This is a genomic window from Oscillibacter sp. MSJ-31 (assembly GCF_018918025.1).
Lineage (GTDB): Bacteria > Bacillota > Clostridia > Oscillospirales > Oscillospiraceae > Hominicoprocola.
Map to the genome: position 1 here is coordinate 173,992 of NZ_JAHLPT010000003.1, position 21,008 is coordinate 194,999.

Sequence of the window (21,008 nt, forward strand, 5' to 3'; positions counted from 1 at the left end):
TCCGTCTCCCTCCTTTCTTTTCGGTGCTGCTATGCCATCAGGCGGTAGGCTGCGTCAGCGCTGCCATCCGGTAGAAGCTGCTCTCGCCGCGCTCGGCGCGGACGAGCGACGCGAGGGCGCAGGCTGCCTGCTCGCTTGCCATGAGATTCGTTTCCCCGCCGCGCTCGTGGCAGAAGCCGCCGTCTGCGTTCTGATAGGTCAGCAGCGCGTCAAGCACACTGTGCCCATTCTTCACGAAGCGGCTGTCGTCCGTGTCAAGGCCCAGCGCGTTGAGCGCAAGGAGCACCTGCGCGCAGCTCTCGGCATTCTCGCTCCCCCAGGAAGAGAAGCCGCCGTCCGCGTTCTGCATGGCGCTCAGGCACACAAGCGCGCGGTCGACTGCCGGCCGGACGCTGCTCTGCTCCCGATACCTCGCCAGCGCCTGTAAGGCCATGGAGGTCAGGTCGGGATCGGCGTCCTCGCCCATGAAGCTCCAGCCGCCGTTTGCAAGCTGAGCGGCCAGGATAGCGTCCACATACAGCTGCCGCGTCGCCTGCGTGCTTGCCGCCGCGTTCTGCGGCATGGGATAGTCACGGCTGTCGAGCGCGAGGAGCGCGTAGATCACGCCGTTCACGCCCTGCGCCGCCGTCTTTTCGTAGTCGCCGAGCGGAAGCGTCAGATCATAGCCCGCGACGTCCCGCGCGTCCTTCCCGAGCGCGGAGAGCGCGAGGATGATGCGGCTGTACTCGGTGTACTTGCGCTCGCTGAGCACGCCCTTATTTTCACGCACGGTCTGCTCGAGCGCGGCGTAATAGTCGGTGAAATAAGCGGTCTCGGTGTCCGCGCCGCCGCGGGCGAGGGCGAGCACCGTCCACTCGCCGCCGAGACTGCCGTAGCGCGGCGCGCTCACGGCGGCGGTCAGGTAGGCCGACGCACGGTCATAGGCGGTCTGTGCGGCGCTCTTGCTCGCGGTATCCTTGGGCAGCTCACAGAAGCGCCGGAGAATGATTGCCAGCTGCGCGCGCGTCGCGGTAAGCTGGGGGCTGAGCGTCGTTTCGCCCGTGCCGTTGAGGACACCCTTCATCACGCACCAGTGCATCGCCTCGTCCGCCCAATCGCTGATGCTGGCCGCATCGTCATAGCGCAGTGCGAAGTACCACGTTCCGGTAAAGCCCTGCCCCTGCGTTTTAATATAGCGGTAGAGGATCGCGGCGAGCTGCTCGCGCGTAATGGCGTTGTTCGGGCCGAAGCTGCTCTCGGTATAGCCGGTAACGACGCCGGTCGAAGCCGCCCAGCGCACGGCCTCGCCGTACCACGCGCCCTCGTCCGCATCGGCGTAGCGCATGGCATAGTTGACGACGGGACTGCCCGCGAGACGCCAGAGAATGGTGACGATCTGGCCGCGCATCGCTGTGCCGTCCGGCGCAAACTCGCTCTCCGAAACGCCGGTCATAAGACCGTTTTCATAGACGTACTGCACCGCGTCCGCGTACCACGCGGCAGCGGGAACGTCGGCAAAGGACGGCGCATTTTCCGCGGCGCGAGCCGCGGACGGCAGAAGGCCGACGGCCAGAGCGAGAGCTGTCAGCAGAGAGCATAACTGTTTTTTCATTGGAGGTTCCCCTTTCCTTGTAAGCGCCGCTCACGGGGCGATCTCCCCGGGCGCTGCGGTATGTCAGAACGGCAGGATGCCCATGAAATACTCCACGGCCAGCGCCACGAGGACGACGAGCGCGGAGATCAGGAAGCCGTGCACCATCGGCGCCGCGCCGGATTTCTTCATTTCGGCGAAGCTCGTGTTGAGTCCCACGGCGGCGAGCGCCGTGACCATGAGGAACTTGCTGACCTTCTTGAGCGCCGCCGCGGCTGCCGCGGGGATCACGCCCACGCTGCTGAGCACCGCCATGGCGAGAAAGCCGAGAATGAACCACGGAAAGACGCTCCTCCACCTGATCTGCACCGCGCCGCCGGACGCGGCGGCTTCCTTTTTCTTCAGGTGCATACTCACAAACGAGAACACCACCACCGTCGGGATGATGGCGAGCGTGCGCGTGAGCTTGACCATGGTGGCGAAGTCGCCCGCGCCCTCGCTGAAGGCATAGCCTGCGGCGACGACGCTGGAGGTGTCGTTGACTGCCGTGCCCGCCCACAGGCCGTAGGCCATGTCGGAAAGGCCCATCGCGCGGCCCATGATGGGAAAGAGCACGATCATCGCCATATCAAAGAGGAAGGTGGCGGAGAGGGCGTAGGCGATGTCGCTGTCCTTGGCGTCGATGACGGGTGCGACCGCCGCGATGGCGCTGCCGCCGCAGATGCCGGTGCCCGCGGAGATGAGGTTCGAGAGCTTCCAGTCCAGACCCAGCGCGCGGCCGATGAAGTAGCCGCCGCCGAAGCAGGTAAGGAGCGTAAAGAGCATGACGGTCAGCGACATTCTGCCGACGTTCAGGATGGTCGTGACATTCAGGCTCGCGCCGAGGAGAATGATGGCAAATTTCAGGATCTTCTTCGCCGTGAACTTCACGCCGGGCGTGGTGGTCCTGCCGGGCTTGCGGTAGCCGTTGATGAGCATACCGATGAACATGGCGATGACGGACGCGCCGATGACGTCGAACGGCAGCAGGGCCTCGATGCCCTTGGCGAGCAGCGCGATGACGAGCGCGAGCGCGAAGCCCGGCGCGTAGCTTTTGATTTGAGCGAGAATGGAGCGCATGGTGATCTGACCTCTCTTTGCCGGTAGTGATTTCTTTTGAATTTGCCTTGCAGGCCGCGCGCACTTCTGCTATGATCTTTGGCAGAAGCACAGCCAAGGAGCAGAGGAGCACGATAGCTATGATAGAGAATTATGCAGAAAAAATCAAGCACGAATCCAATGGATTTATCCGGCACAACGGCATCCGCATCGTTTCCGTTGATGAGGAAAGAAGCGTGCTGGAGGCCGAGATCACCGACAACAGCCGCAACGTTTGGGGCAGCGTCCACGGAGGCTTTCTCTACACGATGGCGGACACCGCCGCTGGAGCCTTTGCGCGCATCAAGTACGGGCGGCGCAACGTCACGCTCAACGGCTCGATGAATTACCTGCGGCCCACCACGCGCAGCAGGACGTTGACGGCGGTCGGGCGCGAGATCAAGGTCGGCGGACACGTTGGCTTTTTTGAAGTCAATATCACCGACGACACCGGCGCGCTCGTCGCCTGCGCGCAGATGAATATGTATTTTCTGGATTGAACGGATCGCTTTGAGGTCATGTTCTGCCATACCGGCAGGGTCGGGCGCAATGCCCGTCCCCTTTCTTCATTCCGCCGCGCGAAGAAAGAATAAAGGGAAGATACGCAGCGCGTGTCTTCCCTTTGCCTTATATTGCCTTATTTTTTCCGCTGCGCGGTGAACAGGCGAACGACGGATGAGACGAGCAGGATCGCGGCGGCGATACTGCCGGCGATGCCTGCGGTGGCGAAGCCCCGCTGGAGGGCGAGCTGGGTGCTGCCGTTCAGCCCGAGGGACATGGTGTAGTAAATACCGGCGCCGGGCAGCAGCGGTACGGCGGAGATGACCTGATACGAGGTGACCGGATACTTGCGGGCGCGGGCCATGCCCTCGGCATAGACGGCGGCGACCGCGGCGGCGATGAAGTTTGCGCCGTAGGGACCGAGACCGAGCTCGCCGCACAGCAGATACGCCATCCACGTCACGACGCCGCCGAGCGCGCACAGGCAGCGCCCCCAGCCGTGGACGTTGAAGAGGATAACAAAGCCGGTGCAGGCGACCGCGATGGCGATGGCCTGAAGCCAGAAGGGATAGGAAAGCGTGCTGGCGGCGGTCTGGCCGTAGAGGGAGGATGTTATGTGCCACGCGGCCGCAGTGCCCATGGCGATGGCGAGCGCCGAGAGGAGCACCTGCACGATGCGATTGACGCCGGAGTTTGTGTCGCCGTAGATGATGTCGCGCATGGAGTTGGTGATGAGCAGACCGGGGACCAGGATCATCAGCGAGCCGATGATGACCGCGTCCGCATAGTCGACCAGCCCGAAGGCGGCGGCGAGGTAGGCGGGCACCGCCATGGCGAAGGCGGCGGCGATGGTGCTGAAAAAGGGGTTGGCCTCGAGCTTATCCATCCGGCGCGTGACAAAGCCGATGATAAGCCCCATCAGGCCCGCCCACAGGCTGTCGCGCAGGGTTCCGCCAAAGACGGGGCAGAAGCCGGACGCGGCAAGAAGATTGCCAAGGTAATAAACGGGAACGGAATAGCTGCGGCGATCGTTTCTTGTCTCCTCCAGCCATTGCGCGGCAACGGCGGGGTCGGGCGTTTCGGCGCAGATGCGGCGCGAGAGCGCGTTGAGCCGCTCGACCGCGTCAAGATCGTTGCCGTGGAAGCCGACGCGCTTCATCACCATCAGCGGCTTGCCGTTGTCCGCCTCAAGGCTGACCATGACGCAGTTGGGGATCGCAAAGGCCTCGCATTCGATGCCGTAGGCGGCGAGCACGCGGCGCATCGTCTCCTCGATGCGGAAGGTCTCCGCACCGCTGACGGCCAGCTCGTAGCCGATCTGCGCGGCCATATCCGTCAATAGATAATAGTCCATGAATATCACTCCTGCCGCCGTTTTGTGGAACGGCGGGCATTATCTTACTGCGAAAGCATTCCCCTGTCAAGAAGAGAAAACACCGCTTAAAAGGCGGCGTTTTGCGCGCTGTGACATTTTTTCTCCGCAAGCTCCAGAAGCGTCTGGCGGAAGCCGTATTTTTCCGCGAGCTCCCGCGCGGCGGAAAGGTTCCTCTCGCCCGCGCGGCGGTCCTTGACGCAGCGGAGCATGAGGTTTTTCGGCGAGTGGGCGAAGTCGATGAATTCGATCACGTCCACCGTGTAGCCCATGTCCTCGAGCACGGCGGCGCGGATGGAATCGGTCAGCAGCGCGGAAAAGCGCTCCTGCAAAAGACCGTGACGCAGAAGCACGTCGAAATCGCCGCCCTTGTGGATGGTGGCGTTGATCTCGTGCTGGCAGCAGGGAACGGAGAAAATGTGCTTCACGCCCTTTTCGACGGCGTACCAGAGGGCGTAGTCCGTGGCGGTGTCGCAGGCGTGGAGCGTGACGACCATATCCACATGGGTGTCCGCGAGCGTGTCGCGCGTGACGTCGCTCACGACGAAGCGCAGGCCGTCGTAGCCGTACTTTTGCGCGATGGCGTTGCAATGCTCCACCACATCCTCCTTGAGGTCGTAGCCGAGGATGGTCGCCTTCACGCCGCGCTTGACGGTGAAGTAATAGTAGAGAATGAACGTGAGGTACGATTTGCCGCAGCCAAAGTCGAGAATGGTGATCTCCTGCTGCTCCGAGGCGCGGAAGGCATCATCCACCAGCTCGATGAAGCGGTTGATCTGCTTGTACTTATCATACTTCGCCTTGACGATGCGGAGGTCCGGCGTAAACACGCCGAGGTCGACGAGCGCGGGAATGTTCTCGCCCTCGGCAAGGATGTATTCCTTTCGGCGGTCATGCGCCTTCGGCGCGGCGGTGCGCTGCGCCTCGCCTTTCGCGGTGCATTTGTAGCTGCCGTTCGTTTTGCGGATGTACTGGCGCGTCTCCGTTTCGGTGCAGAGCACGGCCTGAAGATAAAGACCGTCCAGCTCCTGCGCGAACAGCCCGGGCAGCTCGCCCTTCGTCACGTTGCGGTGCGTGACCTTCTGCCCATGCTGGTATTCGAGCTGAAAAAACGCCTTGCCGCGCAGCGACAGCGGGCGGATGGTCACCTTGGAGCAGCCGATGCGCGCGAGCGGCTGAGAAAGCACGGCCTTGGTGAGCGTGTCGAGCCGCGCGGTGAGGTCGTCCAACACGATGCTCATGCGCCGAACCTCTCTTTCAGGGCAAGATGCGCGGCGTAGAGCTCGTTTTTGCTGTAGGTGTTGTTGTCGTCCTTCAAAAGCAGCTTGATGGCGTCCTTGGCGGTGCAGTCATGCTGTACCATGCAGTCCACCAGCAGCGCCTCGGGCGAGGAGACGTGCTCGACCTCGGTGATGAGATAATCCTCCTCCACCTCGCAGAGCAGGACGTATTCGCCCTTATCGTAGCTGCCCTTGGCGAGCAGTTGATCGCGCACCTCGGCGGGCGTGCCGCGGAAGGTCATCTCGTGGAGCTTCGTCATGTCGTTGCACAGGCACAGCCGCACGCCGGCGTGCTCCGAGATAAAGAACTCCACCGCGTCCATGATGCGCTTGGGGCTTTCGTAAAAGCAGTAGGTGCGCGTGTCGCCGCGGCGCATCATGGCGATCGCACGGCGGCGGTCGGCGGCCTCCCGCGGGAAGAAGCCGAAGAAAAAGAAGGTCGAAAGGTCGAAGCCCGAGATGGACAGCGCCGTGACCGCGGCGCAGCAGCCGGGCACGCCGACCACGCGGATGCCCGCGTCGATGGCGGCGCGGATCAGCTCGTTGCCGGGGTCGGAGATGCAGGGCGTGCCCGCGTCGGTGATGACGGCGATGCTCTTGCCCTGCCGGAGCTGCTCGATGAACCACTTGGCCTTGCCGTATTCGTTGAACTTGTGGTTGGCGGAGAGCTGGTTGCCGCGGATGCCGAGCTTGTTGAGCAGCACGACGCTGCGGCGGGTGTCCTCCGCCGCGATGATGTCCGCCGTCTCTAAAATTTGGCGGCCGCGCTCGGTCATGTCGCGCGCGTTGCCGATGGGCGTCGACACGATGTAGAGCGTGCCGACGGTGTTCATTTCGTCCATAGCGTTCTCCTCTTAGAATAGCATGATCTGGTCGGGGTCGTCGCCCTGCCCGATGGCGCGCAGCTGCTCGGCGTTCTTCTCGCTCAGCGCGTCGGAGACTGCCATTTTGCGCAGAATGTTGTGTACCGTTTTATCGAACTCCGTTCCCTCGCGGTAGTCGGCGGGGAAAATGAAGTCTACACGCCCGTCCTGCAAAAGCTTTTCCACGCCCGCGCGGTTGCTCTTCTGATAGACCGCGACGGCCTGTCCGCCGTAGGCACGCATCATCTTCATGCACGGCACGTCGGAAAGTCCGTCGCCGACGTAGACCATGTTGGTGAACGGCACGCGCTTGGAGTCGTCGGGCATGGAGTCGTTGAGCTCCTTGTCGCGGGCGATGTCGAGAATGCCCTTGTTGATGCGGTAGACGAACTGCGTCTTGTTCGTGAAGTTGACGTCCAGCTTCGGCCAGGCGGCGAGGCCGCTTTCGTCGTAATAGAACTCGCAGGCGTAGATCTGCTTGAACTCATGGGCGATGCCGCTGCCCTCGATGATCTCGCGCAGACCGGAGGAGATGACGTAGTGCTCCACGTCCACGCCGAGGTCCGCGCCATAGGCGGTGATGCGCGCGAACCACTCGCGCACGCCGGGAAACAGCTCGATGGCCTCGCCCGAACGGACCAGATAATCGCGGTCGAGACGGATGCCCTGCGCGGCGCACTCGCGGATCATGGTGTACATATAGGCGAGCAGGCCGTCCATTTTGTTCTCATAGCCGAAGCCGTTGGCCTTGGCCCAGAACTCCGAGGGCGTGTAGCCGAGGGATGGAATGAAGGCGTAATCCTCCATATCGGTGGTGCAGAGGGTCTTATCGAAGTCGTAAAGGAACGCGACGATAGGGCGTTTGGTCATGGTGTCCTCCTGTGAAAAAAGCGGCTCAGAGAGAGCCGCTCTTTTGAAGTGCGTTTTATTCTTCGCCGTGGTAGTTGCGGCCGAACTTGAGGTCGCTGAGCTTGATGGCGCGGGTCGCGGAATCGAGGAAGGGATTGCCCTCCTCCGGGTTTTCCTCTGGCTCCTCGGGCGCTTCCTCGGCCTCCGGCTCGACCTCCGCCGCCTTTGTGAGGTCGGGGAGCTTGAAGGAATCCATGATGCTCTTTTCGATCTCGCTGACGTCGGCGGCGGGCTTGGCGAGCTCCAGCGGAGCCGCGGGGGCGAGGTCCGCTTCGGGAAGCTCCTCGAGGAGCTTCATTTCACGCTCGTAAAGCTCGCGCACGCGGGCGAGGAAGTCCGCGGTCTCGGCCTTGGCGGCGGTCAGGCGGCGCTCCTCCTGCGCGACCTCGTCGCGCAGCGCGCCGATCTTGCGGTTGGCCTCGCTTTCGGCGTTTTCGAGCAGGGACTTTTTCTTCTCCTCCGCCTCGGCGACCATGCTGTCGGCCATCTTCTGCGCGGTCAGCAGCGCGGCGCGCATGGCGTCCTCGGTCGAGCGGTATTCCTCGACCTTGTCCACGAGCACCTTCATCTTCGCCTTGAGCGCGGCGTTTTCCTTGTAAAGCGAGGTATAGTCGTCGGTCAGCTCGTCAAGGAACTCATCGACCATGGCCATGTTGTAGCCGCCCATGACGGCCTTGGCGAATGCGTGGTTGGAAACCTCCTGCGGTGTCAGCATCGTGCAGCCCTCCGTCTCTTATAAGTACAGTCCGTTGTTTTCCAGCTCGTCGATCAGGTCGCCCATGATATCGACGTGGTAGGGCGTGATGATGTAGGTGTTGGCCGCGACCTTCTTGATCTTGCCCTCGCCCGCGTAGGCGACGCCGGAGAGGAAGTCGATCAGGCGGCGGGCAATGTCCTTGTTCGTGGATTCGAGATTGATGACCACCGTGCGCTTTTCCTTCAGGTGGTCGGCGATCTCGCTGGCATTCTCAAAGCGCTCGGGCTTGACGAGCACGACCTTGAGCTGCGTCGTCGCGTGGATGTTGACGACCTTGTTGCGGCGATCCTCGTCGCGGTCGCGCTCGCGGCGGCTGGGCCGCTCGTCGGCAAAGGCGCCCGTGTCGCGGGAGCCGAGCTCGGCAAAATCGTCTTCGTATTCTTCGTCCTCATCCTCGTAGGGATGCGCCCATTTCTTCAGATCGTCAATGAGTCCCATGGAAAAAACCTCCCTGTATCAAAGCGTATAGTGGCGCGCGCCGAAGATCGCCGTGCCGACGCGCACCATCGTCGCGCCGCAGCGGACGGCGTCCTCATAATCGCCGCTCATGCCCATAGATAATATATCAAGCTTATTATCATACAAACTCGCGTTGATGTCAACATAAAGCGCATGAACTTTTTCAAAGTAGGGCACGCTCCCGTGCTCGCTCTCGGCGACCGGCGGAATGGTCATCAGCCCGCGCAGCACGACGTGGGAGAGGCTCTTGGCCCTTTCGGCGGCGGCGCGGACCTCGGAGACGGCAAAGCCGCTCTTGGCCTCCTCCCCGCCGACGTTGACCTCAAGGAGAATGGGCTGGACGATGCCGAGCTTTTCGGCCTGCCGGTCGATATCCTCAAGCAGCTCATAGGAGCCGACGGATTCGATGAGCGCGACCTTGCCGACGACCTGCTTCACCTTGTTGCGCTGGAGATGACCGATGAAGTGCAGAGGCGCGCCGTCGTAGGCGTTCTCCGCGAGCTTCTGCGTCATCTCCTGCACGCGGTTCTCGCCGAGCGCGTCGATGCCCGCGGCGATGGCCTCGCGGCAGGCCGAGGCGTCGTTCATCTTGCTCGCGCCGACAAGCGTGATGTCCTCGGGCCTGCGCCCGGCGGAGAGCGCCGCGGCGGCAATATTTTCCCGTACCTGCTGAATGTTTTCCCGAATGCTCATGTTCATTCGACCACCTTTCCATCGTATAGATCGTTTGCCGAGACGATCGCCTCGTCGCCGGCGCGCAGCGTGTAGAGCTGGCGCAGGCTTTCACTGGTCGTTTCGATGCCGACGGGCCGGACAAGGCAGTAATCCTCGCCCTGCCAGAGGACCTCCACCGGCTTGCGGTAGGCGCGCAGCCCCACAAGGCAGTAGACGCCGCTGCTGCCGTCCGCATCCACGCGGAGAGCATTTTTGGGGATGCGCAGTCCCTCGTAGCGCGCGAGGATCAGCTCGACGTTCTGCGCGCGCAGGAGCGTGACATAGGCCAGATGGCTGCCGCCGCGCAGGACGACGATCACGCGGCCGTTCTCCTCACGCCCGATGCGCTCGACGGTGACGTCAAGATCGAAGTCCACGCCGGTCGCGGCGCGCAGGCTGAGGGCCTGTCCCTTTTGCAGCCGCGCGGCGTCTGCGGCGCTCAGCACGGTGACGAAGCGCCACTCCTCGCCGGCGATCAGCCGGCCCACGGTCGAGCTTGCCGCCTCCGGGGCGATGGCGTCGTACTGCGCGACGGTCATATTCTCCAGCGCCGCGGGGGTGAGAACGGCCTCGTAGCCGTCGGCGACGGCGCTGTAGGTGCCGGCAAACGGCGCGCGGATCGTTTGTGTGCCGCCCTCCAGACGGCCAGAGAGCGTGCTGATCTCGGCATTGAGCGCGTCGATGCGCACATCCAGATCGTCCGTGCCCGCGTAGGCGTATTCGCGCTTGAGGACTGTCGTGCGCAGCTCCTCGCCGGTGGACTCGACGCTTGTCCAGCTTCCGGCGGCAAGGGAAGCGCGCAGCGCAAAGAGGTCTTCGCGGATGTCGCCGTCGAGCTTGAGCGCGGTCTCGGCGTCGCGGGACGCCTCGCGCGCGTAGCGCAGCTGCTCGAGCCGGGACCGGAGCGCGCGGAGCTGACGGTGGTCGTTCAGCGCGCTCTCGCTGCGGTAGACCGTTGCGAGCGCGCCGCCCGCGTTCACGCGTTCACCCTCGGCGCGCTCGAGCTCCAGAAGCGTTTCGCTGCACGCGATCACCTGCTCGTCGCGCGCGAAATAGCCGGTCGCGGCGATGGCGTCCTCGCTGGAGTAAGCGTAGACGAGCGTGGTGGTCTGCGGGTCGACGAAGTAGCGGTAGGCCTGCACGCTGAAGTAGGCGGCCACCGCGAGAAACAGAAAAACAAAGATCAGTTTTGTCGATAGGGATCGGGATCTCATAGGCACCTCGGGAGGCTCAGGTCATTCCTCCCCGGTCTCGTCCGCCTCGTGCAGGTCGATGGGGCTCAGCGGCGCGATGGTCGAGATCGCGTGCTTGTAGATCATCTGCTGCCGACCCTCGCTCAAAAGAACGACGGTGAAGCTGTCAAAGCCGGTCACGCTGCCGCGCATCTGGAAGCCGTTGACGAGGAACACGGTCAGCGGCACGCCCTGCTTGCGGGCTTTGGTGAGGAAAATGTCCTGAAGATTGGCTGTCTTTTTCATGTTGGATGTACCCTTTCTTTTTATTCGGGCGGCGGTTTTATGGGTGCCGTCCGTATAAAATCAGGATACGCCAAGGTTCGTGAGAATTTCTGTCGAAAATTGTAAAGCGGCGGGAAGATCGCGGGAATTTTTCCGGTAGAACCAGTGAATTTCCTTGTTCCGCCGCAGCCAGGTGAGCTGGCGCTTGGCGTACTGCCGCGAGCGGAGCTTGATCTCGGCGACGGCCTCGTCCTGCGTGCATTCGCCCGCGAGACAGCCCAGACATTCCTTATAGCCGATGGCCTGCATTGCCGTCGCCGTGCGCGGCACGCCACTCTCGACCAGAGCGCGCACCTCGTCGAACAGACCCTGTGCGACCATCCGGTCCACGCGGAGGTCAATGATGCGCTTCATCTCCTCGCGGTCGGCGTAGGCAAGACCGAGGTAGACGGGCTCGTAGCGCGGCGGGACGAGCCGGGTGTCGGCATTGTGCCGCGACATGGTCTTCCCTGTCTCGCGGTAGACCTCGAGCGCGCGGATGACGCGCTTTTTGTCGTTCGGGTGCAGCGCGGCGGCGCTTTCCGGATCAATGGAGCGCAGCTCGGCGAAGAGGGCCTCGCCGCCCTCGTTGTCCCAGCGCCGCTCCAGAAGCCTGCGCGTCTCTCCGCCGGTCGTGCCGGGAGCGTAACCGTGTCCGCGCAGGAGCGCGTCGAGGTACAGCCCCGTGCCGCCGACGAGGATGGGCAGCTTGCCGCGCGCGAGGATGCCGTCCACACATTCAGCGGCGTCCGCAGCGTAGCGCGCCACGGAGTAATCCTCGCGCGGGTCGATCACGCCGACCATGTGGTGCGGCACGCCCCGCGTCTCCGCCTCCGTCGGTGCGGCGGTGCCGATGACCATGCCGCGGTAGAGCTGCATGGAATCGCAGGAGACGACCTCGCCGCCGAGCCTTTCGGCCAGCGCGACGCCGAGTCCGGTCTTTCCGCAGCCGGTCGGGCCGACGATGCAAACTACCTTGGGCGGCATGACGTCTCCTTTCCGCGCTCAGGCGCGCTTGAACATTTTTTCCAGCTCGTATTTGGTGAGCTTGACGGCCACGGGTCGTCCGTGCGGGCAGAATCGGACCTCGCCCGACTGTACCTTATCCACCAGCACGCGAAGCTCTCGCTCATCGCTCTTCCAGCCGCCCTTGATGGCGGCCTTGCAGGCCATGGTGTGCAGCAGTGCGTCGCGGGCGCTCTCGGGGTCGGCGTGGTGCGTCTCGACGAGGCGGCCTGCAAGGTCCTCAAGACTTGCCGCGGCGTCCTCGGCGGGAATGTCGGCGGGCAGGGCGCGGATCAAAATCGCGCCGTCGCCGAACTCCTCGCAGGCAAAGCCGAACTCGCGCAGCAGCGCGAGCTGCCCGACAAGCGCGGTGTACTCCGCTGCGGCGAACTGCGCGACCACGGGAGTCAGCAGCTCCTGCGACATGATGGGCTCAAGATTCGCCTTGAAGCGGTCGAAATTCACGCGCTCGTGCGCGGCGTGCTTGTCGATGAGCCAAACGGTTTTCTCCGCGTCCTCGCAGACGATGTAGGTGTCGAGCACCTCGCCCGCGATGCGCCACGGTATGACCGGCTCCGGCTCGATCGCCGTCTGCTCCGGCTCGGCGGGCGCGGTCTCGAGCGTGGTCTGCGCGGCGAAAACGGGTGCGGCGGGCGTTTCCGGCTTTGCCGCTTCATCGCGCGGCGGCATGAAGGCCGCCTCGACCATCTTCGGAAGGATGTGCCCGTCCTCCGGCTTTTTCGCCGGGGGAGCCGGTGTGCGGCGGACGAAGTCGCTGACACTCACGCGCCCGCCCAGCTCGCTCGAGGCGGACGTGACGGCGATGAACGGCGCGTCCTTTTTGGGCGGCTCCGGCCTTTTGACCTCGTTCTGCGCACGCCACTCCTGCGCCGTCATGCTGCGGTAAAATTCCTGCGGCTTGGGAGCCTGCGCGGTCGGCTTTGGCGGTGTGTGCAGCGGCTCGGGCGCACCGTCGCGGTCGAGCGCGTCGGACGCGGCGTGGTACACAAGGTCGAAGATCTGCTTTTCATTGAGGAATTTCACGACCGTCTTGGCGGGGTGGACGTTCACGTCCACCATGTCCGCCGGCAGCGTGACGTTCAGCACGCAGCCGGGGAATTTGCCCTTCATCAGACGGTTTGCGTAGGCTTCCTCCACCGCAGCGGTGAGAAGCTGGGATTTGATGAAGCGGCCGTTGACGAAAAAGGTCTGCATCCCTCGCGTGCCGCGGCCCGCGAGGGGCTTGGTCACAAAGCCGTCAACGGCGAGCTGACCGTCGCGCCCGTGGACCTCGACCAGCGCGAGGGCAAAATCGCGGCCCAGCGCGGCGTAGACGGCGCTGAGGGACTTGCCGTCGCCCGGGGTGTGCAGCTCCTCCCTGCCGTCCTTGATGAGACGGAAGGAGATATCGGGGTGCGAGAGCGCGATGTGCGCGGCAAGGCCCGCAATGGCGGTTGCCTCGGCGCGGTCCTGCTTCATGAACTTCAGCCGCGCGGGCGTGTTGTAAAAAAGGTCGCGCACGATGATGCTCGTGCCCTCGGGACAGCCCGCGGGCTCGACGGAGAGCGGCTTGCCGCCGTCAAGATGCAGCGTCGCGCCGCTCGCGGCGCCCGTCTGACGCGAGAAAATATCCAGGTGAGAAACGGACGCGATGGCGGCGAGCGCTTCGCCGCGGAAGCCGAGCGTGCCGATGGCGGCCAGATCGGCGGCGGTGCGGAGCTTGCTCGTCGCGTGGCGCAGAAAGGCGGTGGGCAGCTCGTCGGGCGCGATGCCGCAGCCGTCGTCCGTGACGCGCAGATAGGTCAGCCCGCCGTTTTGCAGCTCGACGGTGACGTTCCTCGCGCCCGCGTCGATGGCGTTTTCCAAAAGCTCCTTGACAACGCTCGCGGGACGCTCGACGACCTCGCCGGCGGCAATGAGATTGGCGATATGGGGGGATAGCTGTTCGATGTGCGGCATGGTATTCTCCTTATCCGACGATGGCCCAGAGAGCCAGCGCGTTGACGGTCGCGTGGAGCAGGATGGACGTCCAGAGCGTGCCGGAGTGGTCGAACGCCCACGCGAAGACGAGGCCGGGAACGAGGTATTGCAGCATGAGGATGAGATAGCTCCAGTCCCACGAGGAGAGAGCGAAGGTCCACACGTGCATGAACGCGAAGAGCACGCAGGAGATGACGTAGGCGGCGACGCGGCTCTTTTCCTTCAGGCAGCCGAACACGAGACCGCGGAAAAGGACCTCCTCCACAAAGGGGGCGAGAAAGACGATGATGAGCGCCGTCAGGCGCGGCGCGGCGTTGATGGACGCGGCGATGGTCATGTCGTTGAGGTTGGTGCGGCTGTTGAAGAGCACGTTCGCCACGCGGTAGAAGAGCTCGTTCGCGCCGTAAAAGACCAGAAGGCCCATGCAGAACGTCGTCATCGCGCGGCTCACGCCGCCGAGGAAGCGGCTCGTCGTGTGCGCGAGGAACGAGTGAAAGAGCAGCAGTACGATGGCGAAGAGCACATAGTAGTAGATGATGTTCGCCAGCGAGTCGCTGATCTTCGTGTCGAGCAGGACCTCGACAATGCCAAAGAGCTTGTTGGCCAGCAGCGGCAGCACGAGCAGATAGACGATAAAGAAGATTGTCCCCGCGACGCGCTCGGTCTGGTTCATGTGGGAGGTAGCGGCTTTTTTTGCCATGTGGATAGACCCTTTCTGTCTGTTTCGGGGTTAGTTCGGGAGCTTCTTTTTCAGGTCGTAGAGCAGCTGCATCGCCTCGATGGGCGACATGGTGTCCGGCTGGGCGCGGCGCAGCGCGTCGAGCACCTCGGCTTCGCCGATGGCGTCAAGGCTCACCTGCTCGCGCTCCTCGCGCGGCGGGATATAGCTGCCGCCGGCTTCCAGCTCCTCCAGTATTTTCTTCGCGCGGGAGACGACCTCCTTCGGCAGTCCCGCGAGCTTAGCGACCTCGATGCCGTAGCTGCGGTCGGCTCCGCCGGGAATGATCTTGCGGAGGAACACAAGGTCCTCCCCGCGCTTTTTGATGGCGATGTTGTAGTTTTTCACGCCCGCGAGCGTGCCCTCCAGCTCGGTGAGCTCGTGGTAATGGGTGGCGAAGAGCGTTTTTGCGCCGAGCCTTTTGCGGTCGGCACAGAACTCGAGCACCGCACGGGCGATGCTCATGCCGTCGAAGGTCGAGGTGCCGCGGCCGATCTCGTCTAAGATCAGCAGCGAGTGCGCCGTCGCCTGCCGCAGGATTTCCGCGACCTCGCTCATTTCGACCATGAAGGTGGACTGGCCGCCGGCCAGGTCGTCGCTCGCGCCAATGCGGGTAAAGATGCGGTCCACCACGCCGATGCGGGCGGCGCGGGCGGGAACGAACGAGCCAATCTGCGCCATGAGCGTGATGAGCGCGACCTGACGCATATAGGTGGATTTACCCGCCATGTTGGGGCCTGTGATGATGGCGACGCGGTTTTCCTTTTCGCCCATGTAGGTGTCGTTCGGCACAAAGAGAGCGTCCTTCAGCACGCGCTCGACGACCGGATGGCGGCCGTCGTGGATCTCGATCACGCCGGAATCGTCCACCACCGGGCAGCAGTAGCTGTTTTTGACCGCGACGACGGCAAGCGACGCGAGCGTGTCCAGCTCCGCCACCGCGGCGGCGGTCTTCTGGATGCGCTCGGCGCCCGCGCAGATCTCGTCGCGCAGGGCGGAGAAGAGCTCGTATTCGAGCGCGTTGTCACGCTCCCCCGCGGTCAGGATCTCCTGCTCCAGGTCCTTGAGCTCCTGCGTGATGTAGCGCTCGCCGTTGACGAGCGTCTGCTTGCGGATGTAGGTGTCGGGCACCTGATCCTTGAAGGAATTGGAGACCTCGATGTAGTAGCCGAAGACCTTGTTGTAGCCGATCTTCAGCGTGCGGATGCCGGTGCGTTCCTTTTCCTTCGTTTCAATGGAGGCGAGCAGCCCCTTGCCGCCGGAGAGAATGTCGTGCAGGCGGTCGACCTCGGCGTTGAAGCCCTTGCGGATGAAGCCGCCCTCGCGCACGGAGAACGGCGGCTCGTCCACGATGGTCTCGGCGATGCGCGCGGCGATGTCCGTGAGCGGGTCAAGCTCCTGCGAAAGCTCGCCGAGCCGGCCTGTGGTGAAGTGCGTGAGCTGCTCGCGCACGGCGGCGAGCTGCTCGATGGAATTACGCAGCGAGACGAGGTCGCGCCCGCCCGCCGTGCCGTAGACGATGCGGCCGATGAGCCGCTCCATGTCGCTGATGCCGGAGAGAGCGAGGACCAGCTCCTCGCGCGCCATTGTGTCGTTCACCAGCGCGCCGACGGCGTTTGAGCGGCGTGTGATGGCAGCGACCTCGCGCAGAGGACGCTCCAGCCAGGAACGCAGGCAGCGCGCGCCCATGGCGGTTTTCGTTTTGTCAAGTACCCAAAGCAGACTCCCGCGCTTTTCCTTGCCGCGGATGGTCTCCGTCAGCTCCAGGTTGCGGCGGGCGGAGAGGTCCAGCTCCATGAAGCGGCCCTGCTCGTAGTATTCAAGATCGCTGATGTAGGATAGGTCGCTCTTCTGCGTTTCGTGCAGATAGCTCAGAAGGCCGCCGAGCGCGAGCGCCGCGGCGGGGTTATTGCGCGGGAGCGAGGCATAGGCATCTTCACCGTACTGCGCGAGCACGGCTTTTTCCGCCGCCTTCAAGTCGAAGCGCGCGTCACCGCGCTCCACGCGGCAGGAGAGCTTGTCGGCAAGCAGGGCTTTCAGCTCCTCGTCCGCATACGCGCCCGCGCTCAGCACCGCTTCGGCGGGCGAGAAGCGCGCAAGCTCATTGCACAGATGCTCCGCACGGTCCGCGCCGGAAAAGGCGGTGACGTGCGTGTGGCCTGTGGACATATCACAGAACGCGACGCCCGCGTTCTGCTCGTCGAGGAACACGCCGCACAGGAAGTTGCCGCGCCGGTCGTCCAGACACGCGCTGTCAATCACCGTGCCGGGGGTGACGACGCGGATGATGTCGCGCTTGACGAGTCCCTTGGCGAGCGCGGGGTCCTCGGTCTGCTCACAGATGGCGACCTTGTAGCCCTTGGCGATGAGCCGCGCGATGTAGCCGTCGCTCGAATGGTACGGGATGCCGCACATCGGCGTCTGCTCCTCGGCGGATTTGCCGCGGTCGCGCGTGGTGAGAACGAGATCCAGCTCGCGCGCGGCGAGCTTCGCGTCCTCGTTGAACATCTCGTAGAAGTCGCCGAGACGGAAAAAGAGGATGGAATCCTTATTCTGCTCCTTGATCTCAAGATATTGGCGCATCATCGGCGTGAGGTCTGCCATGTTCGTTGCTCACTTTCTAAAAAATCAGATCGTAAAGGTCGTTCCGGTCGCCATGTAGGCGAGGCGGTCGCCCAGCGTTTCGTGCAGCCAGGCGTAAGCGTCGTCGCCGGTGCAGTGGCCGGTGACATAGCGTGTCGCTTTCCGCGCGCGCAGGCGCTCGCCCACCGCGTCCACAAGGGCTCTCGGCTCGCTTTGACCAAGTGAAGGATTGTAGAGATGGAAGCCCGCGAACACATAGTCCGGCGCACGGCCCAGAATGTCCTCCGCGCGGTTGATGATGTTGACGATGCCGCTGTGGGCGCAGCCGGCAAAGAGGACGGTTTTTCCGTGCTCCGTCACCAGCAGGTCCTGCTCGTGGCGGAAGGTGTCGCGGGGATAGTCCCCGCCGACCTTTTCGCGCAGCGTGGCGTTTGCCTCGCTCAGGAGCTCGTGCGTCCGGATGCCGGAGAAGAGCGTCAGCTCCTCGTCGAGCTTCGTCACACCCTCGGCCATCACGAAGCGGTCGGCGTACTCGTGCAGCTTGGGATCGAGACCGATGAAGGCGCATTTCGTCGGCGTCACGACATAGTAATCACCGAAGGCCTCCTTCTGAAGATAGACCTTCGCGGTGCGGTTGCCCCGCAGGAAGGTCAGCAGGCCGCCGCAGTGGTCGTTGTGCGCGTGGGAGAGAAAGGCGATATCGACCTGTGCGAGGTCGATGCCGAGCGCCCTGGCGTTTTCCCAGAAAGCGTCGCTCGCGCCGGAGTCAAAGAGGATATTGTGCTTTTCCGTTTCGATGTAGAGCGAAAGCCCGTGCTCGCAGCGGAGCGCATCGCAGGTGGTCTTGTTTTCCAGTAAGGTGGTGATCTTCATATCGTTTCCTCCGCGGCTCCGTAGAGCGCCCAGGTGTTGCTGCCCGAAATTTTTGCTGTGGTGAACGTTCCGATAAGACTCTTGTCGCCCTTCATGCGCACGAGGCGGTTGCCCTCGGTGCGCGCGGAGAGCGGCCAGTCTGCGTCGTCGCTCTCGCCCTCGACCAGCACGCGCACGGTCCTGCCGATGTAGGCGGCGTGCTTCTCCGCGCTGATGGCGTTCTGGGTGTTGCAGAGCGCGTCGAACCACTTCTGCTTTTCCTCGCGCGGCGTGGGATCGTCCAGCTTCGCCGCGGGCGTGCCCGGGCGAGGAGAGAAGATAAACGTAAAGAGCGCGTCGAAATGGACTTCGTTGATCAGACTTACGGTGTCCATCGCTTCCGCCTCGGTCTCGCCGGGGAAGCCGATGATGATGTCGCTCGTGAGCACGAGGTCGGGCATGGCCTTACGCGCGTAGTTGATCAGCTCAAGATAGCCCGCGCGGGTATAGGGGCGGTTCATCGCGCGCAGCACGCGGTCATTGCCGCTTTGGACGGGCAGGTGCAGCTGATGCGTCACATGGCGGCTCGCCGCCATCGTGTCAAAGAGCTTGGGCGTCGCGTCCTTGGGCTGGCTGGACATGAAGCGCACCCAGTAGTCGCCGTCGATCCGGTCGATCTCCGCGAGAAGGTCGGCAAAATCATAGCCCGTGCCGAGATCCTTGCCGTAGCTGTTGACGTTCTGACCGAGCAGCGTGATCTCTTTATAGCCCGCCGCGACCAGCTCGCGGACCTCGCGCACGATCTGCTCCGGCTCGCGGCTGCGTTCGCGGCCGCGGACGTAGGGCACGATGCAGTACGAGCAGAAGTTGTTGCAGCCGTACATAATGCTCACCCACGCGCTCACGCCGCCGACGCGGTAGACGGGGATGTCCTCTGCGATGCGGCCTGGCTCGTCGTCGATGGAAAAGACACGGCCGCGCTCGGTGTAGGCGCGGTACAAGAGCTCGGGGAAGCGCCACTCGGCCTGCGGACCGAGCACGAGATCGACGTGGCGGTAGCTGGTTTTCACCTTTTCCGCCACGCGCGGCTGCTGTGCCATGCACCCGCACAGGCAGATGATTTGGTCGGGATTCGCCGCCTTGGTGTGCGTGAGCTGGCCGAGCATCCCGTAAACGGTTTTCTCCGCGTTCTCGCGGATGGCGCAGGTGTTCATCAGCACGATGTCGGCGCGCTTTGTGTCGTCGGTGAACTCGCAGCCCATCTCGCGCAGCATTCCCATCAGCCGCTCGCCGTCCGCCACGTTCTGCTGGCAGCCGTAGGTGTGGACGTAGGCCAGCGGCTTCGTCGTGCGCCGCTCGTGCAGCGCGCGCACCTTATCCATATATTCCTTTTGCCGCGCCGTTTCCTCGGCGCTGACCAATACCTTTTCACGTTCCAAGGGGCTATCCTCCCGGTTGATATACTTTAACTGATAAATTATAACACGGAGCGCGCGCCCTGACAAGATGAAGCGAAAATTTTGTCGTGCCGGCGCGATGGGCGTTTTGCTGCATTTTTCGGAAACCGCGGAGATTTTTACACAAAGTTTGTGCGTCCCGCCCTTGCAATCGCGGCACGGGCATATTATAATCTTTTATTAAAGATATCTATTATTTTTGTAAAGAAAGAAGGGCCTGTCTATGAACCTTTGGCATGATGTTGCGCCCCACCGCGTGCGCCCCGAGGACTTTCTCGCCGTCATCGAGATCGAAAAGGGCAGCAAGAACAAATACGAAATGGATAAGGAGACCGGCGCCCTGCGCCTCGACCGTATCCTTTATACCTCCACACACTATCCGGCGAACTACGGCTTTATCCCCCGCACCTGGGCGGACGACGGCGACCCGCTGGACGTGCTGGTGCTCTGCTCGGAGTGCATCCGTCCGCTGAGCCTCGTTGAGTGCTACCCCATCGGTGTCATCACGATGGAGGACGGCGGCTCGCTCGACGAGAAGATCATTGCCATTCCCTTTCAGGACCCGACCTACAATACGTATCAGGACATTTCCGAGCTGCCCGACCACGTCGCCAGCGAGATCAAGCACTTCTTCCGCGTCTATAAAAGCCTTGAGGGCAAGGAGACCGTGGTGAGTGACGTGCTCGGCCGCGACGAGGCCGTGAAGATCATCATCAAGTGCCAGAACGCCTACATCGAGAAATACTGCCGCTGAAAGCGGAACAGAAAAAAGAAGGCCTCTTGAAAAGAGACCTTCTTTTCTTATGCTTCGGGAAGAGAATCGTCCTCGTCGATCCACTGCCGCACGGGCACGACCTCGAACTCCGTCTCCGTGCGGCGGATGACGACCTTTTCGAGCCCCGCGTTGATGATCTGGCGGCGGCACATGGCACAGCTCGTCGCGTCGTGCAGCAGCTCGCCCGTGCGCGCGTCGCGGCCCACAAGATAGATGGTGCCGCCGACCATGTCACGCCGGGACGCCGAGATAATGGCGTTCGCCTCAGCGTGGACGCTGCGGCAGAGCTCGTAGCGCTCGCCGCGCGGGACCTGCAGCTCCTCGCGTGTGCAGAAGCCGAGGTCGACGCAGTTTTTCCGCCCGCGGGGCGCGCCGTTGTAGCCGGTGGAAATGATCTCATCGTTCTTGACGATGATAGCGCCGTAGACCCGCCGCAGGCAGGTCGCGCGTTCGAGCACCGTTTCGGCAATGTCGAGGTAATAGTTTTCCTTGCTGATGCGCGGCATGGCGAATCCTCCTCGTAATTTTTTTAATAAATATTGCATAGCGTTATCAAAACTCGTGCCTGCAGCTGAGCTGT

General features: G+C 63.1%; 20 protein-coding genes. 2 read left to right on the top strand and 18 right to left on the bottom strand.

Going from position 1 to position 21,008, the window contains the following annotated elements; genetic code table 11:
* Positions 1–37: 37 nt before the first annotated feature.
* Both KQI17_RS04125 and KQI17_RS04130 read right to left on the bottom strand, forming a co-directional pair.
* Positions 38–1,591: an S-layer homology domain-containing protein gene (locus KQI17_RS04125; RefSeq protein ID WP_216494937.1), complete on the bottom strand. Its 1,554-nt coding sequence runs from the start codon at positions 1,589–1,591 to the stop codon at positions 38–40.
* 63 nt (positions 1,592–1,654) lie between these two features.
* On the bottom strand, positions 1,655–2,689 hold the full coding sequence (locus KQI17_RS04130; RefSeq protein ID WP_216494938.1) for a YeiH family protein: 1,035 nt from the start codon (positions 2,687–2,689) through the stop codon (positions 1,655–1,657).
* A gap of 119 nt (positions 2,690–2,808) precedes the next feature.
* Between KQI17_RS04130 and KQI17_RS04135 the strand changes: the two genes are divergently transcribed.
* The gene (locus KQI17_RS04135; protein WP_216494939.1) at positions 2,809–3,207 is read left to right on the top strand and encodes a PaaI family thioesterase; all 399 of its coding nucleotides are present in this window, start codon (positions 2,809–2,811) and stop codon (positions 3,205–3,207) included.
* 137 nt (positions 3,208–3,344) lie between these two features.
* On the opposite strand, the gene KQI17_RS04140 is transcribed toward KQI17_RS04135, so the two are convergent.
* From KQI17_RS04140 to miaB, 15 genes are all read right to left on the bottom strand, one after another.
* A complete protein-coding gene (locus tag KQI17_RS04140) occupies positions 3,345–4,562 on the bottom strand; it encodes a threonine/serine exporter ThrE family protein (protein WP_216494940.1) in 1,218 nt (405 codons plus the stop codon).
* A gap of 86 nt (positions 4,563–4,648) precedes the next feature.
* On the bottom strand, positions 4,649–5,821 hold the full coding sequence (locus KQI17_RS04145; protein ID WP_216494941.1) for an SAM-dependent methyltransferase: 1,173 nt from the start codon (positions 5,819–5,821) through the stop codon (positions 4,649–4,651).
* The gene (gene rsmI / locus KQI17_RS04150; RefSeq protein WP_216494942.1) at positions 5,818–6,702 is read right to left on the bottom strand and encodes a 16S rRNA (cytidine(1402)-2'-O)-methyltransferase; all 885 of its coding nucleotides are present in this window, start codon (positions 6,700–6,702) and stop codon (positions 5,818–5,820) included. Before rsmI ends, KQI17_RS04145 begins: the two co-directional genes overlap by 4 nt.
* Positions 6,703–6,714: 12 nt before the next feature.
* Complete coding sequence (locus tag KQI17_RS04155) at positions 6,715–7,593, bottom strand: HAD family hydrolase (protein ID WP_216494943.1); 879 nt, start codon at positions 7,591–7,593, stop codon at positions 6,715–6,717.
* A 55-nt stretch (positions 7,594–7,648) separates the two neighbouring features.
* Positions 7,649–8,347 (bottom strand): DivIVA domain-containing protein, encoded by a 699-nt coding sequence (locus KQI17_RS04160; protein WP_216494944.1) that lies wholly within the window; start codon positions 8,345–8,347, stop codon positions 7,649–7,651.
* A gap of 18 nt (positions 8,348–8,365) precedes the next feature.
* Positions 8,366–8,827 (bottom strand): cell division protein SepF, encoded by a 462-nt coding sequence (locus tag KQI17_RS04165; RefSeq protein ID WP_022018663.1) that lies wholly within the window; start codon positions 8,825–8,827, stop codon positions 8,366–8,368.
* An 18-nt stretch (positions 8,828–8,845) separates the two neighbouring features.
* Positions 8,846–9,541 carry a YggS family pyridoxal phosphate-dependent enzyme gene (locus tag KQI17_RS04170; protein WP_216494945.1) on the bottom strand — a complete coding sequence of 232 codons (696 nt, stop codon included), beginning with the start codon at positions 9,539–9,541 and terminating at the stop codon, positions 8,846–8,848.
* A 2-nt stretch (positions 9,542–9,543) separates the two neighbouring features.
* Positions 9,544–10,776 (bottom strand): HlyD family efflux transporter periplasmic adaptor subunit, encoded by a 1,233-nt coding sequence (locus KQI17_RS04175; protein ID WP_216494946.1) that lies wholly within the window; start codon positions 10,774–10,776, stop codon positions 9,544–9,546.
* 21 nt (positions 10,777–10,797) lie between these two features.
* Positions 10,798–11,040 (bottom strand): RNA chaperone Hfq, encoded by a 243-nt coding sequence (gene hfq, locus KQI17_RS04180; RefSeq protein WP_022018666.1) that lies wholly within the window; start codon positions 11,038–11,040, stop codon positions 10,798–10,800.
* A gap of 60 nt (positions 11,041–11,100) precedes the next feature.
* On the bottom strand, positions 11,101–12,045 hold the full coding sequence (gene miaA, locus KQI17_RS04185) for a tRNA (adenosine(37)-N6)-dimethylallyltransferase MiaA (protein ID WP_216494947.1): 945 nt from the start codon (positions 12,043–12,045) through the stop codon (positions 11,101–11,103).
* Between the two features lie 18 nt (positions 12,046–12,063).
* The gene (mutL, locus tag KQI17_RS04190) at positions 12,064–14,022 is read right to left on the bottom strand and encodes a DNA mismatch repair endonuclease MutL (RefSeq protein ID WP_216494948.1); all 1,959 of its coding nucleotides are present in this window, start codon (positions 14,020–14,022) and stop codon (positions 12,064–12,066) included.
* A 10-nt stretch (positions 14,023–14,032) separates the two neighbouring features.
* On the bottom strand, positions 14,033–14,743 hold the full coding sequence (locus KQI17_RS04195) for a CPBP family intramembrane glutamic endopeptidase (RefSeq protein WP_022018669.1): 711 nt from the start codon (positions 14,741–14,743) through the stop codon (positions 14,033–14,035).
* 30 nt (positions 14,744–14,773) lie between these two features.
* A complete protein-coding gene (mutS, locus tag KQI17_RS04200) occupies positions 14,774–17,365 on the bottom strand; it encodes a DNA mismatch repair protein MutS (protein WP_216494949.1) in 2,592 nt (863 codons plus the stop codon).
* Positions 17,366–17,389: 24 nt separating this feature from the next.
* Positions 17,390–18,217, bottom strand: coding sequence for an MBL fold metallo-hydrolase (locus tag KQI17_RS04205; protein ID WP_216494950.1), 828 nt, complete (start codon positions 18,215–18,217; stop codon positions 17,390–17,392).
* The gene (gene miaB / locus KQI17_RS04210) at positions 18,214–19,635 is read right to left on the bottom strand and encodes a tRNA (N6-isopentenyl adenosine(37)-C2)-methylthiotransferase MiaB (protein ID WP_253285677.1); all 1,422 of its coding nucleotides are present in this window, start codon (positions 19,633–19,635) and stop codon (positions 18,214–18,216) included. The genes KQI17_RS04205 and miaB overlap by 4 nt, the downstream gene beginning before the upstream one ends.
* Before the next feature lie 241 nt (positions 19,636–19,876).
* On the opposite strand from miaB, the gene KQI17_RS04215 reads away from it, so the two are divergent.
* Complete coding sequence (locus tag KQI17_RS04215; RefSeq protein WP_216494951.1) at positions 19,877–20,407, top strand: inorganic diphosphatase; 531 nt, start codon at positions 19,877–19,879, stop codon at positions 20,405–20,407.
* 47 nt (positions 20,408–20,454) lie between these two features.
* Here KQI17_RS04215 and KQI17_RS04220 read toward each other — a convergent pair whose 3' ends face one another.
* On the bottom strand, positions 20,455–20,934 hold the full coding sequence (locus tag KQI17_RS04220; protein WP_022018675.1) for a deaminase: 480 nt from the start codon (positions 20,932–20,934) through the stop codon (positions 20,455–20,457).
* Between the last annotated feature and the right edge of the window lie 74 nt (positions 20,935–21,008).